The 15,125-nt window shown below is 73.6% G+C and carries 14 protein-coding genes; 13 read left to right on the top strand and 1 reads right to left on the bottom strand.

The features are described 5' to 3' along the window. Nucleotides 1–2 precede the first annotated feature (2 nt). The 13 genes from ACTHAM_RS12370 (at nucleotide 3) to ACTHAM_RS12430 (ending at nucleotide 14,535) form a co-directional block, all read left to right on the top strand. Nucleotides 3–1,187, top strand: a complete 1,185-nt coding sequence (locus ACTHAM_RS12370; RefSeq protein ID WP_440687856.1) for an Mrp/NBP35 family ATP-binding protein — start codon at nucleotides 3–5, stop codon at nucleotides 1,185–1,187. Nucleotides 1,188–1,281: 94 nt separating this feature from the next. Further along, nucleotides 1,282–2,157 carry a DeoR/GlpR family DNA-binding transcription regulator gene (locus ACTHAM_RS12375; protein WP_440687858.1) on the top strand — a complete coding sequence of 292 codons (876 nt, stop codon included), beginning with the start codon at nucleotides 1,282–1,284 and terminating at the stop codon, nucleotides 2,155–2,157. After that, nucleotides 2,154–3,374 (top strand): galactose-1-phosphate uridylyltransferase, encoded by a 1,221-nt coding sequence (gene galT, locus ACTHAM_RS12380; protein ID WP_440687860.1) that lies wholly within the window; start codon nucleotides 2,154–2,156, stop codon nucleotides 3,372–3,374. Before ACTHAM_RS12375 ends, galT begins: the two co-directional genes overlap by 4 nt. Then, complete coding sequence (gene galK, locus ACTHAM_RS12385) at nucleotides 3,371–4,594, top strand: galactokinase (protein ID WP_440687862.1); 1,224 nt, start codon at nucleotides 3,371–3,373, stop codon at nucleotides 4,592–4,594. Before galT ends, galK begins: the two co-directional genes overlap by 4 nt. A 127-nt stretch (nucleotides 4,595–4,721) precedes the next feature. Further along, nucleotides 4,722–5,765: an efflux RND transporter periplasmic adaptor subunit gene (locus ACTHAM_RS12390; protein WP_440687864.1), complete on the top strand. Its 1,044-nt coding sequence runs from the start codon at nucleotides 4,722–4,724 to the stop codon at nucleotides 5,763–5,765. After that, nucleotides 5,762–6,577, top strand: coding sequence for an ABC transporter ATP-binding protein (locus ACTHAM_RS12395; RefSeq protein WP_440687866.1), 816 nt, complete (start codon nucleotides 5,762–5,764; stop codon nucleotides 6,575–6,577). The genes ACTHAM_RS12390 and ACTHAM_RS12395 overlap by 4 nt, the downstream gene beginning before the upstream one ends. Next, the gene (locus tag ACTHAM_RS12400; RefSeq protein WP_440687868.1) at nucleotides 6,574–7,782 is read left to right on the top strand and encodes an ABC transporter permease; all 1,209 of its coding nucleotides are present in this window, start codon (nucleotides 6,574–6,576) and stop codon (nucleotides 7,780–7,782) included. Before ACTHAM_RS12395 ends, ACTHAM_RS12400 begins: the two co-directional genes overlap by 4 nt. 196 nt (nucleotides 7,783–7,978) lie before the next feature. Beyond that, a complete protein-coding gene (locus tag ACTHAM_RS12405) occupies nucleotides 7,979–8,812 on the top strand; it encodes a hypothetical protein (protein ID WP_440687870.1) in 834 nt (277 codons plus the stop codon). Nucleotides 8,813–8,982: 170 nt separating this feature from the next. Continuing rightward, nucleotides 8,983–9,831 carry a hypothetical protein gene (locus tag ACTHAM_RS12410; protein ID WP_440687872.1) on the top strand — a complete coding sequence of 283 codons (849 nt, stop codon included), beginning with the start codon at nucleotides 8,983–8,985 and terminating at the stop codon, nucleotides 9,829–9,831. A 54-nt stretch (nucleotides 9,832–9,885) separates the two neighbouring features. Further along, complete coding sequence (locus ACTHAM_RS12415) at nucleotides 9,886–10,875, top strand: hypothetical protein (protein WP_440687874.1); 990 nt, start codon at nucleotides 9,886–9,888, stop codon at nucleotides 10,873–10,875. Further along, entirely contained in the window at nucleotides 10,872–12,494 is a 1,623-nt protein-coding gene (locus ACTHAM_RS12420; RefSeq protein WP_440687876.1) for a hypothetical protein, read from the top strand. Before ACTHAM_RS12415 ends, ACTHAM_RS12420 begins: the two co-directional genes overlap by 4 nt. After that, a complete protein-coding gene (locus tag ACTHAM_RS12425; protein WP_440687878.1) occupies nucleotides 12,491–13,210 on the top strand; it encodes an ABC transporter ATP-binding protein in 720 nt (239 codons plus the stop codon). Before ACTHAM_RS12420 ends, ACTHAM_RS12425 begins: the two co-directional genes overlap by 4 nt. Continuing rightward, on the top strand, nucleotides 13,207–14,535 hold the full coding sequence (locus ACTHAM_RS12430) for an ABC transporter permease (RefSeq protein WP_440687880.1): 1,329 nt from the start codon (nucleotides 13,207–13,209) through the stop codon (nucleotides 14,533–14,535). The genes ACTHAM_RS12425 and ACTHAM_RS12430 overlap by 4 nt, the downstream gene beginning before the upstream one ends. Here ACTHAM_RS12430 and ACTHAM_RS12435 read toward each other — a convergent pair. After that, nucleotides 14,519–15,112: a winged helix-turn-helix transcriptional regulator gene (locus ACTHAM_RS12435; RefSeq protein ID WP_440687882.1), complete on the bottom strand. Its 594-nt coding sequence runs from the start codon at nucleotides 15,110–15,112 to the stop codon at nucleotides 14,519–14,521. The genes ACTHAM_RS12430 and ACTHAM_RS12435 overlap by 17 nt on opposite strands. Nucleotides 15,113–15,125 lie beyond the last annotated feature (13 nt).

Raw genomic sequence — 15,125 nt, forward strand, 5'->3', positions numbered from 1 at the left:
ATATGCCCGATGGTTCTGCTGCCGACTCACGCCCCGACGCCCCCGACCAGCACCCCCTCGTCGCCGCGGTGCGCGGGGCACTGGCCGGGGTCATGGACCCGGAGATCCGTCGTCCCGTCACCGAGCTGGGCATGGTCCGCTCGGTCGAGGTGCGCCCGGGCGCCACGGGGGCCGGCGCGCACGTGGTCGTGGGGCTGGACCTCACGACCCCCGGCTGCCCTCTCAAGGACACCCTGAACCGCGACATCACCGCGGCCGTGCAGCCCCTCGAGGGCGTCGGGGCGGTCGAGGTGGCGATGGGGGTCATGTCGGCCGAGCAGCGCCAGGCGCTGCGGGTCATGCTGCGCGGCACGGACGCCGAGCCGGTCGTGCCGTTCGCCCAGCCGGGGTCGTTGACGAAGGTCTTCGCGATCGCCTCGGGCAAGGGCGGTGTCGGCAAGTCCTCGGTGACGGCGAACCTGGCTGTCGCGATGGCGGCCGACGGGCTGCGCGTCGGGGTGGTCGACGCCGACATCTACGGGTTCTCGATCCCCCGCATGCTCGGGGTCGACCGCCCGCCGACCAAGGTCGACGACATGTTGCTGCCGCCCATCGCGCACGGCGTGAAGGTCGTGTCCATCGGCATGTTCGTCCCCGCCGGGCAGCCGGTGGTGTGGCGCGGGCCGATGCTGCACCGCGCGCTGCAGCAGTTCCTGGCGGACGTGTTCTGGGGCGACCTGGACGTGCTGCTGCTGGACCTGCCTCCCGGCACGGGCGACATCGCGATCTCGGTGGCGCAGCTGCTGCCCGGGTCGCAGATCGTGGTCGTCACGACGCCGCAGGTCGCGGCCGCCGAGGTGGCCGAGCGGGCCGGCTCGGTGGCGGTGCAGACACGTCAGCACGTGGTCGGTGTGGTGGAGAACATGGCGTGGCTGGACCAGCCGGACGGGTCGCGCCTGGAGCTGTTCGGCTCGGGCGGCGGTGAGCGGGTCGCGCAGAACCTGTCGACGCTGACCGGCACGAGCGTGCCGGTGCTGGGCCAGGTGCCGCTGGACGTGCGGGTGCGTGAGGCCGGTGACGGCGGGACGCCCGTGGTGCTCAGCGACCCGACGTCGGCGGGCGCGGTGGCACTGCGCGGCATCGCGACGCAGCTCGCCTCGCAGCAGCGGGGTCTGGCCGGGCGGGCACTGGGGCTGTCCCCGGTCTGATCCCGGGCGTTCCGGCGAGAGCGCCCGGACAGCACCGAACAGACTCACACGCTCTGCTGTTGGTTTTTGTTCGTTTGTCGCGCATACTGGTGGCATGCTCGCCAGCCAACGGCAGGACCGCATCCTGGCCGACGTGCGTGCGCTCGGCGCCGTCCGCGTCGCCGACCTCGTCGACCAGCTCGACGTGTCCGACATGACGATCCGGCGCGACATCGCCGAGCTGGCCCGTGCGGGGCTCGTCCGGCGTGTGCACGGCGGCGCCGTCGCCACCGACGCAGGCCAGCCGGGCCGCCCCACCGACGAGCCCGGCTTCGAGGCCAAGCGCGGGCAGGCCCAGGCCGAGAAGCAGGCGATCGCCGCCGCGGCCGCCGCCGGCATCGAACCGGGCCAGGCCGTCGCGCTGTCGGCCGGCACCACCACCTACCTGCTGGCCGAGCTGATCGCCGCCGACACCGCGCTGCGGCCGCTCACCGTGGTCACCAACGCCCCGCGCATCGCCGACCTGCTGCACCACGCCCCCGCCGGGCACGGGCCGCTCGAGGTGATCCTCACCGGTGGCACCCGCACGCCGTCCGACGCGCTGGTCGGCCCCGTGGCCGAGACCGCCCTGGCCGGGCTGCGCGTCGACCGCGCGTTCCTCGGCGTGCACGGCCTGGACGCCGAGGGCATCACCACGCCCAACCTGGCCGAGGCCGCCACCGACCGCGCGCTGGCTGCCTGCGCGACCACCACCACCGTGCTGGCCGACCACACCAAGTGGGGTGTGGTCGGGCTGGCCCGGATCCTGCCGCTCGACCAGGTCGACGTGCTCGTCACCGACGCCCTGCTGCCCCCCGGCGCCCGTGCGGCGCTGGCCGACGCCGTCGGCGAGCTCGTCGTCACGGCCGCCCCTCCCACCCGCTCGTCCGGCACCCCGTCGGACGGCTCCCCCGCCCGCCCCACCGACACCACCCCCGGAGACCCTCGGTGACCAGTCCCACGCCCCTGACCCTGCTGCCCACCGGTGACGACGCAGTCCGGGTGACCCCCACGCGACTGGCCGACGGTCGCGAGCTGCTCTACTTCGACGACTCCGCCGCGTACGTCTCGGGCGAGCTGACCCGACGGCTCGACGACCCGCGCCCCCTGCCCGACCGGTTCGCCCCCGTGGTCGGCGAGGACGGCGTGGCGCGCCCCGTCACCGGCCCCGAGCTGCGCCGCGACCCGCTCACCGGTGAGTGGATCGCGATGGCCGCGCACCGCATGAACCGCACGTTCCTGCCGCCTGCCGACGCCAACCCGCTGGCCCCCGCCAAGCCCGGCGCCACCTACCAGGACGGCGAGATCCCCGCCGAGGACTACGACGTCGTCGTCTTCGAGAACCGGTTCCCCTCGCTCATGGCCGTGCCCGGCGAGGAGGACGTCACCACGCTGCGCGACGGCGAGGAGGTCTGGCCCGTGCGCCCGGCCGCCGGTCGCTGCGAGGTCATCTGCTTCTCGGCCGACGCCACCGCGTCGCTGTCGACCGTGACCCCCCGGCGCATGCGCACCGTCATCGAGGCCTGGGCGCACCGCACCGAGGCGCTCAACGCGCTGCCGGGCATCGAGCAGGTCTTCGCGTTCGAGAACCGCGGCAAGGAGATCGGCGTCACGCTGCACCACCCGCACGGCCAGATCTACGCGTTCCCGTACCTGACGCCCCGCGGGCAGGCCATGCTGACCCAGGCCCGTGAGCACCGCGAGCGCACCGGTCGGCTGCTCGGCGCCGACGTGCTGGCCGCCGAGCTCGCGCACGGCGAGCGGATCGTGCTCGAGTCGGAGCACTGGGTCGCCTACGTGCCGTTCGCCGCGAAGTGGCCGGTCGAGGTGCACCTGGCCCCGCGTCGCGACGTCCCCGACCTGCCCGCGCTCACCGACGCCGAGCGGGCCGACCTGGCCGTGACGTACCTGCGGCTGCTGGGTGTCCTGGACCGGTTCTTCGAGACGCCCGAGGGCGAGCCGATCCCGCTGCCGTACATCTCCGGGTGGCAGCAGGCACCCGCGCGCCAGGGCCGCGAGGACTGGCGGCTGCACCTGCAGCTGTTCTCGGTGCTGCGCGCCCCCAACAAGCTCAAGTACCTGGCCGGCGTCGAGTCCGGGCAGGCGGCCTGGATCTCCGACACGACCCCCGAGCGCATCGCGACCCGACTGCAGGAGCTGACCCGATGACCACCCCCACCTGGATCGACGCCTGGACGCCCGAGCAGGGTGCCGCCCGCGTGCGCGCCCGGTTCGCCGAGGTGTTCGACGGCGAACCCGACGGTGTCTGGTCGGCGCCAGGTCGCGTCAACCTCATCGGCGAGCACACCGACTACAACGGTGGGCTGGCCCTGCCGATCGCGCTGCCGCACCGCACGTTCGTCGCGCTGCGCTCCCGCCCGGACACCGTGGTGCGCCTGGTCTCCGGGCAGGAGTCCGGCGCCCGCGAGGTGGATCTGGCCGCGGTGGCACCGGGCACCGTCGAGGGTTGGCCGGCGTACGTGGCCGGTGTCGCGTGGGCGTTGCAGCAGGCCGGGCACGCCGTGACCGGGTTCGACGCGGTCGTCGACTCGTGCGTGCCCTACGGGTCGGGGCTGTCGTCCTCGGCGGCCCTCGAGTCGGCGTTCGCCGTCGCGCTCGACGCGGTGCACGGGCTCGGACTGGCCGGGCCCGCCGACGCCCCCGACGACGCCGGGCGGGCCGTGCTGGCGCAGGTGTGCGTGCGTGCCGAGAACGAGATCGCCGGCGCGCCCACCGGTGGCATGGACCAGGCCGCCTCGCTGCGTGCGCTGGCCGGCCACGCGCTGCTGCTGGACTGCCTGGACGGGTCGGTCCGGCACGAGCCGTTCGACCTCACGGCGCACGGCATGGCACTGCTGGTCGTCGACACCAAGGCGGAGCACTCGCACGCCACCGGCGAGTACGGCGTCCGCCGGGCCGGCTGCGAGGCCGCGGCCGGGCGCCTGGGCGTCGGCACGCTGCGGGAGATCGCGCCCGAGGCTCTCGCGTCCGCGCTGGAGCGTCTCGCCGACGGCTCCGCGGAGGGCGACGTGCAGGTGCGGCGGGTGCGGCACGTGGTCACGGAGATCGCGCGCGTGGAGGCGTTCGTCGCCGAGCTCGAGGCTGGTCGCCCCGAGGGTGTCGGGGCACTCATGGACGCCTCGCACGTCTCGCTGCGCGACGACTACGAGGTGACGTGCCGTGAGCTGGACCTGACCGTGGAGACGGCCCGTGCGGCCGGGGCCCTGGGCGCCCGGATGACCGGCGGCGGGTTCGGCGGCTCGGCGATCGCCCTGGTGCGGGCCGAGGCGGTCGAGCCGGTCGCGCAGGCCGTGGCGCAGGCGTTCGCCGAGGCCGGTCTGCGTGCCCCTGCGTTCCTCGTGGCGACCGCGGCGGCGCCCGCCAACTGACCCCGCGACGTGCGACCTTCGGGCCTGCAAGGTCATACCTCGGAATGACTCCGCGGACAACGATGCACAGGTAGCCTCCAGGAACCGGGAAGCAGGGGGCTACCCGTGCATCGTCGCGAGGAGCACCGTGGGCGTCACCCGCCGGATCATCTTCCCTGCGCTGCGACTGGTGGTCTGGGCCGTCATCGCGCTCGCCCTGGTCAAGCTGGCCTTCGCGGGTGCCGACATCAGCCCCGCCGACGACTCGCTCCAGCCGACCGGGCAGGTCGTCGAACCGACCGTGCAGGCGACCACCGGGACCATCACCAACGCGGTCACGGTGCAGGCCACCGTGCAGAGCGACCCGGCGACCCCGGTGCGCGCCACCCTCGCCGGGACGGTCTCGCAGCTGCTGGTGACGTCCGGCGACCACGTCGATGCCGGCACACCCCTGCTGAAGATCCGCCAGGAGACCCCGCAGGACCCGGTCGTCAGCACGAACGCCGAGACGGGCGAGCAGACCGTCACCGAGACCAAGCCCAAGGTCGTCGTCGAGACCGTCAAGGCACCCATCGCGGGCACCGTGACCCTCACGGCGCTCAAGGACCAGATCGTGTCCGTGGGCGACACCATCGGCTCCGTCGCACCTGGCACGCTGTCGGTCAGCGGCACCCTCACCCCCGAGCAGCAGTACCGGCTGGTCGGCGCACCGGGCGAGGCCTCGGTGGCGCTCACCGGCGGCCCGGCCCCGTTCACCTGCACCGGGCTGCGGCTCGACGCCACCGCGGCCGCCTCGACCGGACAGGGCGACCCGTCCGACCCGGTCGGCACGTCCGACGGCGCCGGGACCAGCGGCACGGTCGTCTGCGCGGTCCCCGGCGACGTGACCGCGTTCCCGGGCCTGGGCGCCACGATCGAGATCACCAACGGCACCGCGACCGACGCCGTGGTCGTACCGGTGACCGCCGTGCAGGGCGTGTTCGAGACCGGCAACGTGTGGGTCGTCGTGCCGGACGGCACGCACGAGGAGCGCGCCGTGGGCCTGGGCCTGACGGACGGCGAGAACGTGCAGATCACGCAGGGCCTGGCCGTCGGCGACGAGATCCTGCAGTTCATCCCCGTGCCCGGCGGGGCCGGCCAGGTGGACTGCGCCGACCCGTCGCAGTTCGACCCGCAGGTGTGCGGCGGATGAGCCTGCTCGACCTCACCGACGTCACCCGCTCGGTGCGACTGCCCGACGACCGGATGCTGCACATCCTGCAGGGGGTGACCCTGTCGGTCGGTGCCGGGGAGCACGTGGCCGTGGTCGGCCGTTCGGGCACCGGCAAGTCGACGCTGCTGAACATCCTGGGGCTGCTCGACTCCCCCACCACGGGCACGTACCTGCTCGACGGCGTGCCGATCGAACGCCTGTCGAACCGGGTCCGCACGCGGCGGCGCGGCCGGGACTTCGGGTTCGTGTTCCAGCAGTTCAACCTGCTGCCCGGCCGGACCGCGCTGGAGAACGTCGCCGCTCCCCTGCTGTACGCGCACGGCCGCCAGTTCTGGTCGCGGAACCGGATCGCGGCGCAGATGCTCGAGCGGGTCGGCCTCGGGGACCGGCTCGAGACGCGTCCGGAGACGTTGTCGGGCGGTGAGCAGCAGCGGGTGGCCATCGCCCGCGCGCTCGTGCGCGGCCCTCGAGTGATCCTGGCCGACGAGCCCACGGGCGCCCTGGACGTCGAGACGGGCGGCCAGGTGATGGACCTGCTCGACGACGTCGCCGTGCAGACCGGGGCCGCGCTGGTGACCATCACGCACGACCTGGCCGTGGCGGCGCGCGCACAACGCCAGTACCGGCTCGCCGACGGCGTGCTCGTCCCGATCGTGCTCGGCACGGACGGCCGCGCCGCCGACTGGGTCGGCGACGTGCCGACCCTCGTGTCCGACCGGGGCGGGTTGTCCGAACGTCTGCTGCCCAGCGGCGCGCCCGGGGCGGGCGGCGGAGCAGGGGCGGGCGCGTGAGCGGGATCGCCGGTGCGCTCGTCGAAGCCTGGGACGAGCTGCGGATCCACAAGCTGCGCGTGCTGCTCGCACTCATCGGCGTGGCCGCGGCGGTCACCGCCATCACCGCGGTCACCGCGGCCGTCCAGATGCTCTCGCAGGGCATGGAGGAGCAGATGGAGCGCAGCAACGGCCGCGCCGTCACACTCACCCTGAGCAGCTACCCGAACGACGGGGTCGTGGACGCCGACTCGCTGGCCGTGCTGGACGCCGCGCAGCAGGTGGTGCTCGAGCGGTACGGCATCACGTACGCCTCCCGGGACGCGTGGACGCAGATGGACGTGCGGTTCCCGGACGGCACGGCACCCGTGCAGGTGCGGGGCGTCGATGCGGACCTGGGCGTGATGAACCGGATCACGACGGAGCAGGGCCGGTGGTTCGCCGACAGCGACGCGGACGCGTTCGCCCCGCAGCTCGTGGTCAACGAGGCCTTCCTGGAACGGCTCGGGCTGGCCGACCTGTCGAGCCACCCGACGGTGCTCGTGGGTGAGGGCGCAGGCGTGCGCGCGACGATCGTCGGGACGATGCGCGACGAGTGGGAGCAGGCCGAGCCGACCGGTTTCGTGCTCTTCGACCAGCTCTCGCGCTGGCCCCTGACCGATGCCGCCTACGGGTTGCAGCCCCCGTCGTTGCAGATGTGGGTGCCGCCCGACCAGGCCGACGGGCTGCGGAGGGCGGTGCCCCGCGACCTGAACGCCGCGCTGCCCACCTGGCGCTCCGACGTGTGGAGCAACGCCGACGGCTGGAGCACCGGGCTCGACGGCGCTGCGCGGTGGGTCGCCCTGGGCATCGGCGGGTTCGCGCTGCTGCTGGGCGGGCTGGGCCTGCTGAACATCTCGCTGGTGACCGTCCGGCACCGCATCCGCGAGATCGGCATCCGCCGCTCGTTCGGGGCGACCTCGACCCGGGTGTTCTTCGGCGTGATGCTCGAGTCGGTCGTCGCGACCGTCGTGGCCGGGCTGGTCGGGGTGGTCCTGGCGGTCGCGGTCATCAAGAACATCCCGATCGACCGGCTCTTCGGCACGGCGCTGCAGGACAGCCCTCCGTTCCCGGTGTCCGCCGCGCTGATCGGCATGGCGTGCGCCACGGGGGTGGGTGCGCTCGCCGGGCTCATCCCTGCCACGGTCGCGGTGCGCGTGAAGGTCATCGATGCGATCCGCTACTGACGCCCGCGCCGCCCGGCACCCGGCGACCCGACGACCGAGCGGCCCCGAACGTTGTCCATCCCCGGGTCGATCCTTGGGGCACCGTGGTAGCGCTACCGTCGCGTGCGCGCCGGGACGAGCCGTGCGCACCGTGATGCCAGGGGGCGGCGTGCACGAGCGAACTCGTCGGACGACGACGACCATCCTTGCCTGCTGCGTGGTGCTGCCTGCAGCCGCCTGCGCAGGTGCGGACGTCGAGGACGGACCTACCCCGCTGTGGGCGTACCTGGCCGAGTTCACCGCACGCGGCACCGCGGAGCAGGACCGGGCGCGCGCCGAGCAGGCCGACCGGGTCGCGGCCTGCATGCACCAGCAGGGGTTCGAGTGGGTGCCCATCCCGAGCGACCTGTGGGAGTCCACCCTCGTCGAGGTGCCGGAGCGCGACGAGCACTGGGTCGCCGAGCACGGGTACGGGCTGGTCGACGCCGCAGCGAGCACCGGCGGGCAGGCGCCGCGCACACCGAGCCCGAACGAGGCCATCGTCGAGGCGCTGACTCCCGCGGAACGTGAGGCGTACGACGCCGCACTGCACGGTCCGGACGGTGACGGGACGGGCGGGTGCCTGGCGTCCGCCGCGACCGACGCGCCGGCCTGGTTCGAGGACCCGATGTACGTCGAGCTGCTCGGGGTCGCCTCGAGCCTGCAGGAGGAGGCGGAGGCCGACCCGGCGGTCGTCTCGGCGCTCGGCCGCTGGCGTGAGTGCATGGCCGACGCCGGGCACGCCGGCTACGACGACCCCACCGACGCACTCTCCGACATGAGTGCACGGGTCAGCGCCGCCGAGATCAACGGTCCCGGCACGATCCCGGCGGATGAGCGCGGCCCGTTGCAGGCGCAGGAGATCGCGCTGGCGCTGGCCGACCAGGGCTGCACGGCCGACTCGGGCATCGAGGCCGCCCGGCGCACCGCCCAGAGTGCCCTCGAGACGCAGTACGTGAGCGCGCACCGCGCCGAGCTGGACGCCTGGCTGGCCACGGTGGACGCCCCGTGACGCGCGCCACGGGGGGTGCGTGCCGACCCCGATGTCGTGCCGCCTGCGGTGCCAGGACCGCGAGCGCGGGCGTCGCCCTCGCGGTCCTGGCGCTGGCGGGATGCACCGGCGGGGACGTGGCCGACGCGGCGCAGCGCCCGCAGGCCTCACCGTCACCGACGGGGGCGTCGATGGCCCAAGGACCGCTCGACGTGCTGCTCACGCAGCTCGGCGGGGGTGACCCGACGGTCGCGGAGGACCCTGCGGCAGCTGCCGTGGACCAGGTGCGTGTGCAGGAGGACAGGATCGCGGCCTGCATGACCGCGCTGGGTTTCCAGTACACCCCGCAGGTGCCCGACGTGTCCGCCGTGCACATCTCCGAAGGCCCCCTGCACGGTTCACGCGAGTACGTCGAGCAGTACGGCTACGGCGTCACGAACCCTCCGAGCGAGGAGGCCGGCTCGATGAGCTGGGAGCTGGGGGTCTCGCCCGACTGGGACTACCTGAACTCGCTGACGCCAGCCGGCAAGGACGCGTACGACGAGGCGTTGTGGGGGCCTGTGACCTCACGCGAGACCGACTCGGTGGGGCGCGCGGGCGGGTGCCGGGAGGCCGCCGACCTGTCCGCCGCCGGTGAGCCGTTCGCGGCGGTGCGCCAGGAGGCGGGCGAGTTCCTTGCCGCGCTGGACGACGACCCAGCCTTCGCCGAGCTCGACACCGCCTGGTCCCGATGCATGGCCGACCAGGGGTACGTGTACGGGTCCCCGCATGCCAGCGAGATGTCGTTCCGCGACCGGTACCAGGCGCTGGTCGACCCGCAGACCCTCGTCGCCGACGCGGCGGGCACGGACGCGCTCGCCGAGGAGGAGCTGGCCACCGCCCGCGCCGACCTGGCCTGCCAGGACGAGACCGGCTACGCGGCGCAGCACGCCGCGATCGCCGCCGAACTGCAGCAGGAGTGGCTCGACCTGCACCGCGCCGAGGTCGACGCCTGGGTCGACGCCGTGAACCTGCCCTCCGACCCACCCACGAACCCCTGACCGCACGGTCACCGACACCATCCATCCCCGCCCCCTGCGAGAGAGGCACCTCCGATGACCCGAACCCGCCGCTGGACGGCTGCTGCCGCCCTGGCCTGCACCGCACTGCTGCTCGCCGGCTGCTCCGACGACACCGAGGCGGACGGAGACTCCGGCCCGATCTCCGCCGAGGAGTACGAGAAGTCCCCGCTGGGCGCGTACTACGCCAAGCTGAGCGGCGGTGAGCAGCCCACCGACGAGGACTACGCCCAGATGAGCGCGCAGTCCGAGGAGATCGTCGCCGCCTGCATGCTCGAGCAGGGCTTCGAGTACGAGCCGGTGGACAACTCCTCGATGATGTCCGAGCCGGTCACCGACGAGGAGTTCGACCCGAGCAGCCGCGAGTACGTCGAGAAGTACGGCTACGGCATGACCACGATGTTCGAGGAGAACCAGGCCCCGGTGGAGGACACCGAGGAGTGGGTCGACCCCAACGCCGAGTACGTCGAGGCGATGTCGGAGACGGAGCGCACCGCCTACTACGAGGCGCTGTACGGGGTGCAGCAGGAGTACGTCGAGGGCGAGGAGGCCCCGGCGTACGACTGGACCACGGCGGGCTGCCAGGGCAAGGGCCAGCACGAGGTGTACGACGAGCTGAACGGCGCCTGGAACATGGAGGAGTTCGCCGCGCTCCAGGAGGAGATCAGCGGGATCTACGAGCAGCTGCAGTCCGACCCTGCGATGACCGAGCTCAACCAGAAGTGGGCCACCTGCATGGCCGACGCGGGCTACGACTACGACACCCAGCAGGCCGCGATGGACGACATCGTCGAGCAGTCGAACGCGCTGTACGAGGACGTCACCGACGAGTCGGGCCCGGACAAGGCGAAGGTCGACGAGGTCGCGGCCACGGAGATCGCCGTGGCGACCGCCGACTTCGACTGCCGCAAGGAGCTCAACTTCGAGCGCAAGACCTTCGAGATCCAGACCAAGCTCGAGCAGGCGTTCGTCGACCAGCACAAGGCCGAGCTGGACGCATGGGTCGAGGCGGCGACGCAGAAGTGAGCGCTCGCACCAAGATCTCGGGCAGCCGGCGCACGATCATCGTGCTGGCCGTGGTTGCCGTGGCCTCGTTGCTGGCGGGGCTCGGGCTGAGCCGCCTGGTGCAGTCACCGGGGGCGGCGGCCGCGCAGGCCGCACCGCCGGACGCCGGGCCGATCACGGTGCCGGTGGAGAGTCGCGTGATCGCCAACGACGTCGTGCTGCGGGGCGATGTCGGGTACGAGGACCCGGTGCCGGTGCGCGTGGAGACCGGCGAGGTCCAGGGGCGCGCCGTCGTGACCGGGCAGGTGCCCGAGGTGGGTGCCACGCTCGACGCCGCGTCGGTGGCGCTCGAGGTCGCCGGACGTCCGGTGATCGTGCTGCCGGGTGACCTGCCGACGTACCGCACGCTGCGCGCAGGGGTCTCCGGACCGGACGTGAGCCAGCTGAAGGCGGCGCTGGCCGCGCTGGGCATCGACGGCGGCGACCCGGCGACCGACGACTACGACGCGGCCGCCGCGGCCGGGGTGCGTGCCCTCTACCAGCGGGTCGGCTACGAGGCGCCGTCGGCGACCGACGAGCTGGCCGCTGCCGTGAAGTCGGCCCAGGAGGGTGTCACCGCCGCCGAGGAGATGCTGGCGACCGCGCGGCGCGAGCTGGACACCGCGAAGGCCGGTCCGGCCGCCTCCCACCTGCGCGAGCTCGACTCGACCGTGACCGTGGCCCGGATCGCCGTGGAGGAGGCCCAGGCGGCGTGCGACGCCCCGACCGAGGACCGCCCGTGCGACCGGGGCGCCCTGGCCCGTGCGCAGGGGGAGCTGGACGTGGCGCTGCTGGCTCGCGACGAGGCCGACAACCCGGTCGACACCACGGCGCAGGCCGCCGCGGTGTCGTCGGCGAACGCCCGTCTCACCGAGGCGAAGACGACCTTGTCGACCGCGCGGGAGGCGACGCTCACGCCGCTGCCGGCCAGCGAGGTGGTGTTCATGGCGGCGTTGCCGCGACGCGTCGACGACGTCTCCGTGACGCGCGGGGGCACCGTCGAGGGTGCCGTGATGAGCGTGTCGGGCGCGACGCTGGAGATCGTGGGCTCGGCGGCGAAGGCCGACGCGGACCTGCTCACCGTGGGCGCGACGGGCACGATCCTGCTCGACGACCAGGAGATCCCGGTGTCGATCACCGCGATCGCCCCCGAGGAGGCCGCGTCCGACGGCGGCGACGGCACCGAGGGGGGCGACGGCTCTGGTGAGCAGCCCGCCAAGGCCTCGGGGCGCTTCGCCGTGACCTTCTCCCCCGCGTCGCTGACGCCGGAGCAGGTCACCACCCTGCAGGGGACCAACGTGCGCATCCGCATCCCGGTCAGCTCCACGGGTGGCGAGGTGCTCGCGGTGCCGCTCGCGGCGCTGACGGCCGGGCCGGGCGGCGAGTCCCGGGTCGAGCTCGACGGCAAGGACGGCGCCAGCGAGCTGGTCACGGTGACCACGGGCCTGGCCGCACAGGGGTACGTCGAGATCGTCTCGTCGGCCTCACCGTTGAACGAGGGTGACCTGGTGGTCGTCGGTGTCTCCGGTGCCGACGAGGCGGCCGCCGACGACGCGGCCTCCGACGAGAGCACCACGGACGAGGACGGGGCGGCCGGATGAGTGTGCTCGACCTGCTCCCGGAGCCGACGCTCGACGACCGGCCCCGGTCGGTCATCGAGCTGGTCGGGGTCGGCCGGCAGTTCCCGTCCGACCCCCCGGTGCATGCCCTGCACCCGTCCGACCTGCGCGTCGACGCCGGCGAGTACGTGTCGGTCGTCGGGCCGTCGGGCTCGGGCAAGTCGACGTTGCTGCACCTGCTGGGGCTGCTGGACCGCCCCTCGGAGGGCGAGTACGTGCTGGCGGGGGTGCCGACGTCGACGGCCAGCGAGCGGGAACGGGCGGCGTTGCGGGCCGGGGTCATCGGCTTCGTGTTCCAGGCGTTCCACCTGCTGCCGCACCGGACGGTGCTGGAGAACGTGCTGCTGGCCACGCTGTACTCGGGGGTTCCCCGGGCGGAGCGCAAGACCCGGGCGTTGGCTGCCCTCGACCGTGTGCACCTGAGCCACCGGGTCGACTTCCTGCCGACGGTCCTGTCCGGCGGGGAGCGCCAGCGGGTGGCCGTGGCCCGCGCGGTGGTCGCCCAGCCGCACGTGCTGCTGGCCGACGAGCCCACCGGCAACCTCGACTCGGAGAACTCCGCGAGCGTGCTGGACCTGTTCGACGAGCTGCACGCCGACGGGCTGACGTTGCTGGTCATCACGCACGACACCGCGGTGTCGGCGCGTGCCCAGCGACGCATCCGGATCGCCGACGGACGACTGACGGAGATGGCATGAGAGGCCTGGCCGAGGTCGCACCCCGCCGCACGCGCGGCAAGGACGTGGCGGTGGCGGATGCCGCGGCGCCGACCGGACGCCGGGCGCGGCTGCCTCGACCGCCCCGCGGCGACAGGTTCGGCGTGCGGGACCTGCTCTCCGAGGCTGCCGCCGGGATCGGCGCGCGCCCGGGCCGCCTGCTGCTGACGATCCTCGGCACGGTCCTGGGCATCGCCTCGGTGGTCGTGACGATCGGGTTGGCGCAGACCGCCGCGGGCCAGATCAACAAGCAGTTCGACGCGGTCGCGGCCACGCAGGCGATGGCCAAACCGACGACCTCACGCTCGTGGGACGGTTCGGAGCGGGCGACCAGCTCCTTGCCGTGGGATGCCGCAGACCGTGCGGCGAGGCTGGCGGGGGTGGAGTCCGCAGCGACGGTCTCCGTCGTCGACATCGGTGACCTCGAGGTCACGACGGTCCCGGTGAACGACCCCTCGCAGGCGCCGGTCACCCCACCGAAGGTGCTCGCCACGTCGGCCGACCTGCTCGGCGCCGTGCAGGGCCGGGTCGTCACGGGCCGGTACTTCGACACCGGTCACGACGAGCGCGCCGACCGCGTGGTCGTCCTGGGTGCCCGGGCTGCGGCCCGGTTGGGCGTCAGCCGCGTGGACCGGCAGCCGTCGGTGTTCATCGGCGAGCGCGCGTACCAGGTGATCGGCATCGTCGACGGTGTGCTGCGCCGGGCGGACCTGCTCGACGCGGTGATCCTGCCGGTCGGGACGGCACGGGCGGACTTCGGCCTGACGGCCCCGCAGGAGCTGCACCTGCACGTGGCGGTCGGCTCGGGCCCGGTGGTGGGTGACCAGCTGCCGGTCGCGCTCGACCCGAACAACCCGGAGACGTTCACGGTGCAGGTGCCGCCGTCGACCTCGGCGGTGCGCGAGTCGGTGCAGGCCGACGTGAACACGATCTTCCTGGCGCTGGGTGGTGTGGCCCTGCTGATCGGCGGGGTGGGGATCGCCAACGTGACGCTGCTGTCGGTGATGGAGCGGGCGGGCGAGATCGGTCTGCGGCGTGCGCTGGGGGCGACCAAGCGGGACATCGCCGCGCAGTTCATGCTCGAGTCGGTGGTGATCGGCCTGCTGGGTGGCCTGGTCGGCGCCGCCCTGGGGGTGACGGCGGTCGTGGCCGTCTCGGCGGCCCAGGACTGGTCGCCCCTGCTGGACCTGCCGGTGGTGGGTGCGGCGGCGCTGGCCGGTGGGGTGATCGGGCTCGCGGCGGGCGTCTACCCGGCGCTGAAGGCCGCCTCGGTGGAGCCGATCACGGCGCTCAGAGGTGGGGTCTGACCTTCCGCGAGACGTCCTCGTGCACGGCGAGGAACACCGAGTACGGCGTGCCGTTCGGGTCCGGCTCACGGGTGGCGAAGTCCTGCAGCACGTCGTGCAGCCGCGAGCGCAGCTCGTCTCGTGCCTCGGCGCCGAGCCGCAGGCCGAGCCGGCTGGCCTCGACGGTGTCGGGGTCCGTGAGCGCAACCTCCTCGAGGAACGTGTCGATGAGAAGCCGCGACTTGCCGCGGAACGCTCCGGACGTCCAGGACCGGCCGGTCGCCCGATAGGGCACCTCGCGCGACCCGCGGGCGCCGCGGCGGACGGGTTGGGCCCGCAAGAAGTCGCGGTCGACGAGGGTGCGGACGTGGTGCAGCACGGTCGCGGGGTTCTTGCCGAGCCGTTCTGCGATCTCGCGGTTGGTCAGCGCCTCGTCGAGGCACAGGCGCAGGATGCGCAGGCGGAGCGTGGAGGCGAGGGCACGCGCGTCGGCGTCACGCTCCGCCTCGCTGCCCGGGCCGTCCGGTGCCGCGTCGCGCTGGTCGCCCGCCTCACGGGAGGGCTGGCGGCAGTGCGGGGCGACAGGCTCGGGGTTCACGTCATCAGGCTCA

Source organism: Cellulomonas soli, assembly GCF_052036975.1.
GTDB lineage: Bacteria > Actinomycetota > Actinomycetes > Actinomycetales > Cellulomonadaceae > Cellulomonas > Cellulomonas soli_A.

Bases quoted from the DNA above. Each gene is read 5' to 3' on its own strand.
- ACTHAM_RS12370 (WP_440687856.1), top strand. From the start codon at position 3: ATGCCCGATGGTTCTGCTGCCGACTCACGCCCCGACGCCCCCGACCAG.
- ACTHAM_RS12375 (WP_440687858.1), top strand. From the start codon at position 1,282: ATGCTCGCCAGCCAACGGCAGGACCGCATCCTGGCCGACGTGCGTGCG.
- galK (WP_440687862.1), top strand. From the start codon at position 3,371: ATGACCACCCCCACCTGGATCGACGCCTGGACGCCCGAGCAGGGTGCC.
- ACTHAM_RS12395 (WP_440687866.1), top strand. From the start codon at position 5,762: ATGAGCCTGCTCGACCTCACCGACGTCACCCGCTCGGTGCGACTGCCC.
- ACTHAM_RS12410 (WP_440687872.1), top strand. From the start codon at position 8,983: ATGGCCCAAGGACCGCTCGACGTGCTGCTCACGCAGCTCGGCGGGGGT.
- ACTHAM_RS12415 (WP_440687874.1), top strand. From the start codon at position 9,886: ATGACCCGAACCCGCCGCTGGACGGCTGCTGCCGCCCTGGCCTGCACC.
- ACTHAM_RS12425 (WP_440687878.1), top strand. From the start codon at position 12,491: ATGAGTGTGCTCGACCTGCTCCCGGAGCCGACGCTCGACGACCGGCCC.
- ACTHAM_RS12430 (WP_440687880.1), top strand. From the start codon at position 13,207: ATGAGAGGCCTGGCCGAGGTCGCACCCCGCCGCACGCGCGGCAAGGAC.